The organism is Caenimonas aquaedulcis (genome assembly GCF_015831345.1).
GTDB lineage: Bacteria > Pseudomonadota > Gammaproteobacteria > Burkholderiales > Burkholderiaceae_C > Ramlibacter > Ramlibacter aquaedulcis.
The window spans coordinates 716,209-728,862 of record NZ_JADWYS010000001.1; the positions used below are offsets into that span (position 1 = coordinate 716,209).

A 12,654-nucleotide genomic window follows, 5' to 3' on the forward strand; every position below is an offset into this window, starting at 1 on the left:
CGGCCAGCGGGATGCCTAGAATGGCGCATCGCCCCCCGTTTTTAGACAAGGCTCCCGTTGGATGACAGTCCCTCGGCCATCGCGCGCGACATCGCCGTCGTGTCGCGCATCGGCTCCGTTCCCTCCCTGCTGAAGATCATCTGCGACAACACCGGCATGCGCTTTGCCGCCGTCGCCCGCGTCACGGACGGCACCTGGACCGCCTGCGCCGTGGAAGACCAGATCGAATTCGGCCTCGTGCCGGGCAGCCAGCTCGACGTGCACACGACCCTGTGCAAGGAGTCCCGCGCCGCGCGCGCCCCGGTCGTGATCGACCAGGCCAGCCGGGACCCGGACTACAGGGACCACCACACGCCGCGGCTATACAACATCGAAAGCTACATCTCGGTGCCGATCGTGCGCCCGAACGGCGAATATTTCGGCAACCTGTGCGCGATCGATCCCCGCCCCGCCGTCGTGTCGGACCCGAAGATCGTCTCCATGTTCCAGAGCTTCGCCGAACTCATCGGCCGCCAGCTGGACATCGAGCAGAAGCAGGAGGAAACCGAGATCGCGCTGCTGGATGCCCGCGCCACCGTCGAGCTGCGCGAGCAGTTCATCGCGGTGCTGGGGCACGACCTGCGCAACCCGCTTTCGTCGGTCGCGATGATCGCGGAAATCCTCGCGCGGCGGTCCGAAGAGCAGGTCGCAGGGTACGGCCAGCGGCTTCGCGCCAGCGCCCGGCGCATGTCCCGTCTGATCGAAGACGTGCTGGATTTCGCCCGCGGCCGCATGGGCGCGGGAATGGGCCTGCACATCGAACCTGTCACGGACCTGGCTGCGAACCTTCGCGACGTCGTGCAGGAACTGCGCGATTCGAATGCGGCCCGCGCAATCGAGGAGCAATACCGGATCGACGGCATCGTGGAATGCGACCTGAACCGCGTGCAGCGCCTGCTGTCCAACCTGCTCGGCAACGCCTTGGCGTACGGGGCTCCCGGCGAGCCGGTGCGCGTCGACGTCCACAGCGACGCGGCCTGGCTCTGCCTGTCCGTGCGCAATGGCGGCGACCCGATCCCGGGCGCGAGCCTCGAGAAAATCTTCGAGCCCTACTGGCGCCCGCCGGAGACCAAGGCCGGCGGGAACCTCGGCGGCGGCCTGGGCCTCGGGCTGCATATCTGTTCGCAAATCGTGCGTGCCCATGGCGGCACGCTGCAGGTGAGCTCTTCCCGCGAAGACGGCACGTGCTTCACCGCCCGCATGCCGGTGCGGCAAGGCATGACGGCCACGGCCTGAGCCGCGGCGATGTAACTGCTCGTGCGGCCCCTTGCAGCGGCGGCGCGCGTGCCCATCTTCCCAGCATCGTGCCCGCCGGGCACCCCAGTGAAAGACGCTGCCATGTGGAAACGCCTGCCCCTGCTGTGGACCGTCCTGCGCGGCGATGCGCGGCAACTGTGGTTCGCCCTGCGCCACCCGGCCGCGCCGCGCTGGCTCAAGGTGGGCTCGGTGCTGATCGTGCTCTACGTGCTGTCGCCCATCGACCTCATCCCCGACTTCATCCCCTTCGTCGGCTTCATGGACGACATCGTGCTGGTCCCGCTGGCCATCCGCTGGCTGCTCAAGCGCCTGCCGCCCGAGGTCGCGCAAGCCGCCGCGAGCCGGCGCGCGGGCTGAGCCAGCGGCGGCCGGGGTCAGCCGGCACTAAGGCGCGCGGCCTACACTGCGCGCCATGTCCCACCCCGCACCCGCGCCCAACGCCGCACCGGCGCGGCAGTCGTGGCTGAAGAAACTCGGCCCGGGCCTCATCACGGGCGCCGCGGACGACGATCCCAGCGGCATCGCCACCTACTCGCAGGCCGGCGCGCAGTTCGGCACCGGGCTGCTGTGGATGATCGTGCTGACCTATCCGCTGATGGTCTCCATCCAGATGGTCAGCGCGCGCATCGGCCGCGTCACCGGGCACGGCCTGGCCACCAACATCAGGCGTCACTACCCGAAGTGGCTGCTGTACACGATCGTGCTGCTCCTTCTCTGCGCCAACACGATCAACATCGCCGCCGACGTGTCGGCGATGGGCGACGCGCTCACCCTGCTGGCCGGCGGCAATGCCAAGGTCTACACCGTCGCGTTCGGCCTGCTGTCGCTGGTGCTGCAGGTCTTCGTGCCCTACCACAGGTACGTGCGTGTCCTGAAGTGGCTCACGCTCGCGCTGCTGGCCTACGTCGGCATCGTCTTCGCCGTGAAGATCGACTGGGTGGACGTCGTGCGTGCCACCGTGTGGCCCCACCTCACGTTCAGCGCGGCCTACGTGACGACGCTCGTCGCCGTGTTCGGCACGACCATCAGCCCGTACCTCTTCTTCTGGCAGGCCTCCGAGGAGGTGGAGGAGCTGCATGCCACGCCCGGCGCCCTGTCGCTGCTCAAGGCGCCTGTGCAGGCGCGCGCGAATTTCAGGCGCATCAAGCTCGACACGGTGGTCGGCATGGGCTTTTCCAACCTGATCGCGTTCTTCATCATGCTCACGACTGCCGTGACGCTGCACACGCAGGGCGTCACCGACATCCAGACCTCCGCGCAGGCCGCGTCCGCGCTGCGCCCGATCGCGGGCGACTTCGCGTTCTTCCTGTTCGGCATGGGCATCATCGGCACCGGGCTGCTGGCCATTCCGGTGCTCGCAGGCTCCGCGGCGTACGCCATGGCGGGCACCTTCCGCTGGCGCAACAGCCTGGAGCTGCCGCCCAGCCGCGCCAAGGGCTTCTACTCGATTATCGCGGTCTCGACCGTGCTCGGCATCGCCATCGGCTTCCTGCCGATCGACCCGATCCGGGCGCTTTTCTGGAGCGCGGTGATCAACGGCGTCATCTCCATCCCGATCATGGGCGTGATGCTGCTGATGGCGGCCAACGCACGGGTCATGGGCCCGTTCGTGATTTCGGGGCGCCTGCGAACGACGGGCTGGGCCACCGCGGTGCTCATGGCCGTGGCGGTGGTGGCGATGTTTGCAACGATGTGAGGTCGATCTTCAGCGCGGAGAGGCGCCGGCGCATCGATGCGTCGAGTTGTTCGCGTTTGACGCGCGCGGGGTCGAAGGCGACCGCGATGGCCGCCGGCTCCATCGACACGCGCACCGAGGGCCCGTCCACCCCGCCGGTGCCCTGCACCGCCGAGACGATCTTCGCGCGCATTTCGCTGCTGCGCGCCACCGGGCCGTCCCAGGCGAAGTAGGCGATCTGCAGCTTGCCGCCCGCGGCCCGCAGCGTGAGCGCATGGTCGTACACGGCGGCAATCCGGTCTTCCACGCAGTAGCCGCAGGCCGCCGCCGCGTTGGCCATGGCGACGATCGCGACTGCAATGACACCATGGAGGCGCTTCATTTCGAGGCCGCCGGTTTCGGCGCGGCCGCGGCCTGCGCATCGATCCAGTGGAAGTAGGCGAGGTACTGCGCGATCTCGGCCTCGCTCAGCCCCTGGTTGGGCATCGGGATGCCGCCTGATTCCTTCAGCATCGCCTGCGCCGCCGGGTCCGTTTGCAGCATCTTCTCGGGCGCCTTCAGCCACTGCCGGAGCCACTCGTCGGTGCGCCTCGTCGTCACCCCCGCGATGTCCGGGCCGAGCTTCCTGCCCTGCCCGACGGAGTGGCAGGCGAAGCACTTGCTCTCGAAGGCCGTCTTCCCCGCGAGCACCTGCGGGTCCGTCGGCGCGGCCGACGCGGACATGTTGTGATGCTCGAGGTCGGCTTCCTTCGGCTTCGATTCCGTGGAGATCAGCCCGATCGCGCCTTGCGAGGCATTGGCGAAGTGGTGGTCCACCATGATGTAGGAGCCGTTCTCCGGGATCACCATCTCCATGATCGCGCTGTTGCTCGAGCCGAGCAGCACGGTCTGCATGCCGCGCATCTGGTTGTCCGGGTTGCCCTCCAGCCAGACGCGGTCGAAGATCGTTCCCACCACGTGGAAGCTGGATGTCTTGCTCGGGCCCACGTTGAGCACGAACAGCCGCACCCGTTCCCCGGCCTTCGCGGGCAAGGGGTTCCTCACCATGCCATTGTGCGAGCCGTTGAAGACGGTGTGGGTCGGCTGCGCGGCGCGCAGGCGCTCGTTGTCCAGCACGTACAGCGGGCCGCCGTCCACCTTGCGGCCCTCCGGATCGGGCTTCGCGTAGAACTCGCTCTGCACGACCAGGTACTCGCGGTCCACCTTCGTGGGGTAGCCCCCGCGCGGCTCCACGATCACGGCGCCATACATGCCCGAGGCGATGTGCTCCAGGATCATGGGCGTGCCGCAGTGGTACATGAACACGCCCGGGTAGTTGAGCGTGAACTCGAATTCGATGGTCTGGCCCGGCGCCACGGAGCGGTACTTGTCCTGCGGCGACACCATCGCCGCGTGGAAGTCCATGGAATGCATCATCGGCGCGGCGGTGAGGCTGATGCCCGGGGCGGCTTCGTCGCTGCGGTTGGTCATGCTGAAGCGGATCCTCTCACCCACCCGCGCGCGGATCGCGGGGCCGGGCACCTGGTCGCCGAAGGTCCAGCCGCTGAACTTCACGCCGGGCGCGATCTCGATGATCTTGTGCGTCGTGTCCAGCTGCACGGTCTTGACCGGTGCGGGATCGACAGGCTTCAGCAGCGCCGTGAGGTTGAGCGAATCGCCTGACGCGAAAGCGCCCTTGTGACGCTCCTGCGTGAGCTTGGCCGCGATAGGCTTGAGATCCATCTTCGAGGTGTCGTAGGCGTCGGTCGCGGGCGCGGGCACGCAAGCGGCAAGCCATGACAGGAGGAGGACGCCGGCGGCATTGCGCAGCGGAGCATTCATGGGACCGACCTTTCTGGTGCTGGTGCCCAAGGATGGTGCGCGGCGCACCGCCGCGGTTTGATCTGGATCAAGGAGGCGGCCATCGTGCGCCTCCTCACGGGGCGCTAGCCGGCCAGGAAGCGCTCGAGTACCGCCAGCTCACCCGCCGTCGGGACACCCTTGCCCGTGATCACGCCGTAGACATTTCCCTGGAAGCCGTCGCGCGGGTAGTAGTCGACATAGCCCCATCCGATCAGCATCTGCGTGCAGGGACTCGGCGCGAAGCTCGCGGCGCTGGTGGCCATCACGGCCGAGTCGACACGCAAGGCCTGCGCGCCGGGCATCGAGGTGAGCGAGACGACCGAGACGGCCCCCGGCACCAGCCGCAACGGGCTGGTGATCGACACCACCTGCCCGTTGCCGTCGATCCAGTTGGCCTGCGGCTGGCTGTTGGCGAAGGCCAGTTCCGAGCGGTAGCCCGCTTCCGTCTTCGACACCTGGAAAGCCACGCCGGTGTTGTTCAAGCCGGGCACGCTCAACGCCATGATCGTGAAGTGCGGGTCCTCCACGTTGTAGGGCACGCGGTTGCGCGGGCGCGGCTGGATGTTGGGCACGGGCTCGGTCTTCTTGCACCAGAAGCCGTAGGTGTCGTAGACGGTGTGGTCGGAATTCCTGCGGCCGTTGGTCACGCGCATGACGGGCAGGGACATCGTCCCGCCGTTGGGGTTGTCCTTGTTGATCCAGTTGAGCATCTCCATCGCGTTGCCCGGCGAGGAGCCGTAGCCCGAATCGGAAATCGCGCGCACCACCTGGCCGTCGGCGGCGGGCGCGCCCAGGAGGTAGTCGGTGTAGCCATCGGCCATGTCCCACTTGCAGGCGCTGTACTTCGCCAGGATGGCCCTCGCGCCATCCGCGAGGCTCGTGCCTGCCGCATACGCGACCGGATCGGCCAGCGAATACAGCTTGCGCGGCGGCGGAGCCGTCACACCCGAGCCCGAATAAACGAGCGTGACGATGGTGTTGGCCGGGCAGGTGACGGTGTAGCTGTCCTGCCCGTTGGCGCCGGCAGGGATCGTGAGCTTCGACTTGCTGAGGATCACGCCGGGCGGCGCCGCCAATTTCAAGGACGCGGACTTGGCGAGGTTGCCGCGCGCGTACACCGTGACCGTGACCGGAATGCCGGCCGGCGCGTAGCCGGGACCATCGTCGAAGAGCGCGGCGCGCGCAATGCCCGCAGCCGCCAGCTGCGCGCCCGCCACGGCGGGATGCACCGTCTTGTTCTGGTGCCAGCCCGGGACGTGATTGGTCGCGTGGTTGTGGATCGGCCAGTGGTTGCCGCCCATCCAGGTGTAGACCTCCACGCCCTGCTTGCGCGCGAAAGCCGCCGCCGCGAGGAACATCTGCTGCCAGCGCACGTCGTCGATCGGCATCGCCGTTTCCGTGAGTGCGAGCTTGACCTTGTGCGCGGACGCCCATGCGGTCGCGAGCTTGAGCCGGCTCACTCCGGTATTGACGTTGATGGCGACGTCGCCGATGCCGGCCGAATAGTTCTTCGCGGCTTCCGTGTCGTAGTCGAACGCGCCGCCGTTGCTGTACGCGTCCAGGTACATGTGGACTTCGTAGATAAGGTTCGTGCCCGCGAGCGGCCAGCCCGGGTTCATCGTGCCGATGGTCATCGCGGCGTCCCATCCGTTGCCCGCGACATAGATCGGGTTGGCCGCATCCACCGCGCGGATCGCCGCGATGGCCGCGCGCGCGAACGCCGGCCAGATGGTGAGGTCTTCGCCGTTGTAGGACTCCACGATGCCGCCCGGCGCGGGCATGTCGTGCGGCTCGTTCATGAGCCCGTAGCCGCCGAAGCCCGGATGGTTCTTCCAGGTGAGCGCGACCTTCGTCCAGAAGTCGCTGAAGTTGGCGGGCGTCAAGGTCGCGCCGGGCGCGAGCGCGAAGATGCGCACCTGCACCTGCGATGGGTCGGTGGTGTACGGCCGCAGCAGCGGGTTCGTGAAGGTGGTGAGCCCGGCGACCGAACCGTCGGGCTGGAACACGAAGTCCTGGTAGCGGCAGTAGTTGTGGCAGTCGATGATGCACTTGATGCCCGCGGCCGCATGGGCGTCGAGCACGTCGGTGATATACGAGGCGTACACCGCATGGAACGCCCCCGGCGCGCCGATGGCGGCCTGCACGGCCTGGCTGGCGAACGTCGTGTTCAGCATCGGCTGCAGCAACTCCCACTGCACCGGGAGCCGGTTCTTCGTATAGCCCAGCGACGCGAGATAGGCGACGTCCGCCTTGCGGGGCACGGTGAAGTTGATGTTCGGGGCGGTGCTGCCGCCATAGCGCAGGCCGGGCCGCGCCCATTCCATGCCGGAGAGATTGGTGCCCAGCGCCAGGCCGCCGCCGCTGCCCCGCGAGGCTGCGGCTTCCACATCGGCGCTTGCTGTGGCTTCGTACGGCCGTGTAGCGCCGAGCAACGCGGCAGCCGTGGTGGCGGCCCGCTTGGAGAATTCGCGTCTGTGCATGGATCCTTGGGGTGGAAACGCAGCGGCGAGCCCGCTGCGCGGTCCGATGCTAGGCGGAAACCGCCGAGCCGTGTGTGCGCGGATCAGCGCATCGTGAACTACTCCGCCGTAATCCCGTTTTTCCGGATCAACTCGCCGTACTTCGCCAGTTGTGCCTTCGTGGCCGTTCCGAGCTCATCCGGCGTGGTGCCCCTGGGTGTCAGCCCCTGCGCGTTCAGCTTCTCGCGCACTTCCGGGTCTTCCAGCGCCTTCTTCACTTCGGCCGCCATCTGGTTCACGATGGTTTTCGGCGTGCCGGCGGGCGCCATCATCGCGAACCAGGAATTGAACTCGAAGCCCGGCATGCCGGACTCGCTCACCGTCGGCACGTCCGGGAACTGCGGCATGCGCTTCGGCGTCGTGACGCCGACCAGCCGCACCTTCCCCGCCTTGATCAGCGAGTTCACCGTCGCGATGCCCTGGAACGCCGCGTCCACCTCCTTGCCCGCGACGCCCATCGCCGCCTGGGTTGCGCCCTTGTACGGCACGTGGGTCATCTGCACACCGGCCTGCGAGGCGAAGAGCGCCATCGCGATGTGCTGCGGGCTGCCGTTGCCGCCCGAGCCGTAGTTGATCTTGCCGGGCGCCTTCTTCGCAGCGGCGATCAGGTCGCCCGCGCTCTTCAGGGGCAGTTCCGCGTTGACCACCAGGCCCCACTCCACCGTGGCCACGAGCGACACGGGCTCGAAATCCTTCGTGATGTCCCAGGGCATCTTGGGCGTGAGGTTGGGCACCATCGTCATGATGCTGTCGTTGAAGCCGCCGAAGGTGTAGCCGTCGGGTGCGGCTTTCGCAACGGCGCCAGCGCCGATGATCCCCGCCGCGCCGGGCTGGTTCTCCACGACGATGTTCTGTCCGAGGTCGCGCGACATCTTCTCCGCGACGATGCGCGCGGCCGCGTCTACCGCGCTGCCGGCCGCGAGCGGCACGATGAGGCGGATCGGTTTGGTGGGCCAGCTCTGGGCTTGCGCGCCGGTGGTGGCGAGTACCGCCGATAGAAAAATCGCTGCGTACTTCATGTCGTCTCCAGAATGTTCGTGATGCCCACCTCGCGGGCGAATGTGTCGAGTTGCGCCAGCAGCGCGGGCGGCAGCAGCAGGCCATCGCGCTCATTGGCGATCCGCTTCGCATGGCTTTGCTCGCCGGGCAGCCAGATGCGGTCTACGCCGGGCATGCGTTCGCTCGCGCGCAGCTCGCGAATCAGCTTGTCGACGCGCGCCTTGAATTCATCCAGCTCGCCGAAGGCATCGGGATCGATCGCGACGATGGCTTGACCGGTGTTCGTCACCGTCACGTCGTCCTTGTTGAAGTCGATGGTCTCGCTGCCCATCGCCGCGCCATTCAAGGTGCCGGCGAGGATGCCGACGACGAGCGCAAGCCCATAGCCCTTGTAGCCGCCGATGGGCATGAGGAAGCCTTCGTCTGCGCGCTTCGGGTCGGTGAGCGGCTGGCCGGTGCGGTCGATCATCCAGCCCTCGGGCATCTGCTCGCCGCGCTGCGCCTTCGCCTTCACCTTGCCGTACGCGGCGACGGTGGTCGCCATGTCGAGCACGATGGGCGGCTCCTCGCCCGCGGGCACGGCCACGGCGATCGGGTTGGTGGACAGCAGCATGTCCAGCCCGCCCCAGGGCGGCAGGTGGTTCGCATTGCCGACGGCGTAGTACATGCCGATCATGTCCTGCTGCTGCACCATGCGCGCATACAGCGACGCCGGGCCGGCGTGGTTGGAGAGGCGCGCGCCGACCCACGCGATCCCGCACTGCTTCGCCTTCCGGATGGCGAGTTCCGCGGCGCGCTGCATGACGAGGTGGCCCATGCCGTTGTCGCCGTCGATGAGGGCCATCGCGGCCTTCTCCTTGACGACGCGGATGTCGGGCTTCAGGTTCATGCCGCCCGCGCGGATGCGCCGCGCGTAGGGGATAAGGCGGATCACGCCATGGCCGTCGGAGCCTTGCGCCTCCGCTTCGGTCATCAACCGAGCGACGGTCGCGGCATCATCGGGTGGAAGGCCCAGCTTGTCGAAGGCGGCGGTGAGGAAGCGCTGGGCACGCTGTGTTGGTATGCGTACATCGGGCATGCCGCATTCTGCCCATGCCGCCTCGCGATGTCACGCCGCGAATCACGAGGTCACGGCCTTCGGCGCGGCCCATTTCCTGCAGCGCTCGTACAGTGGATCGCCGCCCCACTGCTTCCACACCTCCAGCTGTACCGCGCCCTTCATGCGGCGCAACGCCTGCGCCGTGGCCTCCTGGTCGCCCGCCTTGCACGCCATGACCGCCGCCTGGTTGAGCAAGTCGTCGGATGCAGGGCCGCGCTCCTGCAGGTCGGCGAGGCCCCGCTTCATCGTCGGCCAGTCGATGAGGCCGCGGCCGAACGGGTCTTCGTAAACTTCGGCGGAGACGTACGGGTTCCAGAGATAGATCCGCGCGTACATGCCCTTGCCGTGCGTCTTCTCCGACAGCTCGGCGGAACGGCGCGCCAGCCACGCGAGCGGTTCCGGGCCGCTTCGCTGCTCGGGCACCAGCGCCTTGGCTGCGGCCGTGGCGTAGAACATCGAGGTGGCGTCCACGCGCAACGCGGCCTCCACCGCGCGCTTCAGGCGGTCGGCGGGCCAGCCGTCGCGCTGGGCCTGGATGATCGTGAGCGTGTGCCACACGACATCGTTCTTCGCGTTGGGCTGCGCCGCGGCTAGCAGCTTGCGCACCTCGGCAAGGGCTGCCTCCTCCTTGCCCCAGTCGCCGGATTTCTCCAGGCGTCCGGCGTAGCGACTGCGCTCCATGGCGCGCGCGATCATGGCGGCGGTCGATCGCGGGGAGTGCTGGAGCCATTTGCGGGTGGCTTCGTCGTCCTCGGCCCACTTCTTGTCGTTGAAGCCCAGCCACATGTTGAAGAAGAAGTAGACCGTCTCGTGTTCCCATGCGCCGGGCACCGGAGCCGCCGCGATGTCCCGGGCATAGAGCTGGTCGAGTTCGTCGAACCTGCCGGCGACCAACAAGGGGCGTGTCTCCCGGGCGAATGCCGAGGACTGCGCGAAGCCCGGTGCGCACGCCAGCAGCAGCCAGGCGATCGCCATCCAGCGCGCGATCGGCGATTGCATCGCCTCAGCCCTCCGCCCAGCGCTTGCAGCGCATCCAGTTCGCCCGCGTCTCCCAGGCCATGGGATCAACGCGCTCTCCCACGGCGGTGAGCACGCGCCGCGTCGTCGCCTTGTCGCCGACATCGCAGGCGATTCGCGCGTAGTAATTGAGGTTCCACGGGTCGGGGTAGCGCTTGACGAGGTCGTCGAAGCCCGCGCGGATGGACGGCCAGTCGACCTCCGGCTGGCTCAAGCCGGAAGGCCCGAGGTAGCCGTGCATGCTCCAGTAGATCCGCGCGAAGAGCGCCTTGCCGTCGGTCTTCTTCGTGCGGTCCGCCGCGTAGTCCGCGAAGGCGGCAAGCTGCTGCATGCTGCCGCCCCATTGAGGCAGCATGGCCTCGGCGATTTCGAAATAAGTGTCGTAATACCCGGGGAATTCTTCCAGCGACGCCTGCGCGAACTCGCGATATTTGTCGTCGGGCCAGCCTGCCAGGCGCCCGAGGTGCAGCATCTGCCAGCGCCATGTCGGGTCCCTGCGGCCTTCTTCGGCGCGGCTGGACAAGGCAACTCCCGCTTTCGCCAGGTAGTCCTTGAGTTTCGCCCAATCCTCCTTGCCCACCGTGCTGGCATAACCCGTGCCCCGATAGTCCCACCCGTGTTCCGAGTAGGCCTTCGACAGCGCGATCGCAGCGATGGTGGACTTCGGATACTGCGCGAACCACTTGTGCGCCTGGTCCTCGATAGGCTTCCAGTACGCGTCGTTGCCTTTCGCCTCCACGGTCTTCGGCAAGCTGCGAAACATCAGGTACACCATCTGGCTCGTGACGAAGACCCCGCTCGGCATCCGCTCGCGCGAGCCCAGCGCCCTGGCATAGCGCGCCTCGATGGCGGCGAAGTCGCCGCGCTGGAACGCGCTGTCGAATTCGACCCCCAGCGCCTTGCGCATCTCGGACTCGCCGGCGTGCGCGCCCATGGCGCAGCAAGCGAACAGCATGACGATCCAACTTCTGAACATCCGCGATTCCCCCCTAATTTCGCAGCGATGGTAAGCGATGGCCCGCGGCGGAATCTGAGAAACTCGGCGCCTGCATCCGAATTCGAGGAGGACTTCACATGGGCGCGCAATGGAAGGCAAAAGGCAAGGCGCAAGCCGCCGACGCGAGGGGCAAGCTCTTCGGCCGGCTGGCCAAGGACATCATGGTGGCGGCGCGCAGCGGCGCGGACCCTGCGACCAATTCGCGGCTGCGCCTCGTCGTCGAGCAGGCGCGCAAGGTGTCCATGCCCAAGGACACGCTGGACCGCGCGATCAAGAAGGGCGCGGGGCTCACCGGCGAAGCCGTGAACTTCGAGCACGTGATCTATGAAGGCTTCGCGCCGCACCAGGTGCCGCTGATGGTCGAGTGCCTCACGGACAACGTCAACCGCACCGCGCCGGAGATGCGCGTGCTCTTCCGCAAGGGCCAGCTCGGCACCTCCGGCTCGGTGTCCTGGGACTTCGACCACGTGGGCATGATCGAAGCAGAGCCGGCCGCGGCAGGGGCAGACCCGGAGGTCGCCGCCATCGAAGCGGGCGCGCAGGACTTCGAGGCCGGCGAGGCCGAAGGCACGACGCTCTTCATCACCGACGCGACCGACCTCGACCTCGTGAGCCGCGCCCTGCCCGCGCATGGCTTCACGGTTCTGTCGGCCAAGCTCGGCTACAAGCCGAAGAACCCGGTCGACCCGGCAAATCTCACGCCCGCGGCGCTCGAGGAGGTGGAAGCCTTCCTCGCGGCCATCGACGCGCACGATGACGTGCAGAATGTATTCGTCGGCCTTGCCGGCTGAAGGAGTTTCCATCTTGTTCCAACGCATCTTCGTCGCTGCCGCCATCGTGGCCTTGTCCGCCTGCGCCACGGCCGCGCAGCCCGTCACCACCGCCAGCGGGCTCGTCTACCAATCCCTGAAGGACGGTTCGGGCAAGTCGCCCGCCGCCACCGACACCGTGCGCGTCCACTACCGCGGCACGCTCATGGACGGCAAGGAGTTCGACAGCTCCTACTCGCGCGGCGAACCCACCGAGTTCCCGCTCAACCGCGTGATCAAGTGCTGGACCGAAGGCGTCCAGCTCATGAAGCCGGGCGGCAAGGCCCGCCTTACCTGCCCGGCGGCCATTGCCTATGGCGAGCGCGGCGCGGGCGGCGGCGTGATCCCGCCCAACGCCACGCTCGTGTTCGAGATCGAACTGCTGCAAGTGAAGTGATTCC

Annotated in this window: 12 protein-coding genes; 5 read left to right on the forward strand and 7 right to left on the reverse strand. The window is 67.6% G+C overall.

The features are described 5' to 3' along the window. The first annotated feature begins 57 nt into the window (after positions 1-57). The 3 genes from I5803_RS03295 (at position 58) to I5803_RS03305 (ending at position 2,992) form a co-directional block, all read left to right on the forward strand. Positions 58-1,275, forward strand: a complete 1,218-nt coding sequence (locus I5803_RS03295) for a sensor histidine kinase (protein ID WP_196984991.1) — start codon at positions 58-60, stop codon at positions 1,273-1,275. Between the two features lie 102 nt (positions 1,276-1,377). Continuing rightward, positions 1,378-1,653 carry a YkvA family protein gene (locus I5803_RS03300; protein ID WP_196984992.1) on the forward strand — a complete coding sequence of 92 codons (276 nt, stop codon included), beginning with the start codon at positions 1,378-1,380 and terminating at the stop codon, positions 1,651-1,653. A gap of 55 nt (positions 1,654-1,708) precedes the next feature. After that, positions 1,709-2,992 carry an NRAMP family divalent metal transporter gene (locus tag I5803_RS03305; protein ID WP_196984993.1) on the forward strand — a complete coding sequence of 428 codons (1,284 nt, stop codon included), beginning with the start codon at positions 1,709-1,711 and terminating at the stop codon, positions 2,990-2,992. On the opposite strand, the gene I5803_RS03310 is transcribed toward I5803_RS03305, so the two are convergent. The 7 genes from I5803_RS03310 to I5803_RS03340 form a co-directional block, all read right to left on the reverse strand. Beyond that, positions 2,952-3,353 (reverse strand): hypothetical protein, encoded by a 402-nt coding sequence (locus I5803_RS03310; RefSeq protein WP_196984994.1) that lies wholly within the window; start codon positions 3,351-3,353, stop codon positions 2,952-2,954. The two genes, I5803_RS03305 and I5803_RS03310, sit on opposite strands and share 41 nt — an antisense overlap. After that, entirely contained in the window at positions 3,350-4,792 is a 1,443-nt protein-coding gene (locus I5803_RS03315; protein ID WP_196984995.1) for a multicopper oxidase domain-containing protein, read from the reverse strand. The genes I5803_RS03310 and I5803_RS03315 overlap by 4 nt, the downstream gene beginning before the upstream one ends. A gap of 104 nt (positions 4,793-4,896) precedes the next feature. Continuing rightward, positions 4,897-7,293, reverse strand: a complete 2,397-nt coding sequence (locus I5803_RS03320; RefSeq protein ID WP_196984996.1) for a glycoside hydrolase family 5 protein — start codon at positions 7,291-7,293, stop codon at positions 4,897-4,899. 98 nt (positions 7,294-7,391) lie between these two features. Next, positions 7,392-8,351 (reverse strand): Bug family tripartite tricarboxylate transporter substrate binding protein, encoded by a 960-nt coding sequence (locus tag I5803_RS03325; RefSeq protein WP_196984997.1) that lies wholly within the window; start codon positions 8,349-8,351, stop codon positions 7,392-7,394. Further along, positions 8,348-9,409, reverse strand: coding sequence for an Ldh family oxidoreductase (locus I5803_RS03330; protein ID WP_196984998.1), 1,062 nt, complete (start codon positions 9,407-9,409; stop codon positions 8,348-8,350). The genes I5803_RS03325 and I5803_RS03330 overlap by 4 nt, the downstream gene beginning before the upstream one ends. Positions 9,410-9,451: 42 nt before the next feature. Next, entirely contained in the window at positions 9,452-10,429 is a 978-nt protein-coding gene (locus I5803_RS03335) for a hypothetical protein (RefSeq protein WP_196984999.1), read from the reverse strand. Positions 10,430-10,433: 4 nt separating this feature from the next. Beyond that, entirely contained in the window at positions 10,434-11,423 is a 990-nt protein-coding gene (locus tag I5803_RS03340) for a hypothetical protein (RefSeq protein ID WP_196985000.1), read from the reverse strand. A 98-nt stretch (positions 11,424-11,521) separates the two neighbouring features. Here I5803_RS03340 and I5803_RS03345 point away from each other — a divergent pair, with 98 nt between their 5' ends. After that, positions 11,522-12,235, forward strand: a complete 714-nt coding sequence (locus I5803_RS03345; RefSeq protein WP_196985001.1) for a YebC/PmpR family DNA-binding transcriptional regulator — start codon at positions 11,522-11,524, stop codon at positions 12,233-12,235. A gap of 13 nt (positions 12,236-12,248) precedes the next feature. Next, entirely contained in the window at positions 12,249-12,650 is a 402-nt protein-coding gene (locus tag I5803_RS03350) for an FKBP-type peptidyl-prolyl cis-trans isomerase (RefSeq protein ID WP_435520838.1), read from the forward strand. Positions 12,651-12,654 lie beyond the last annotated feature (4 nt).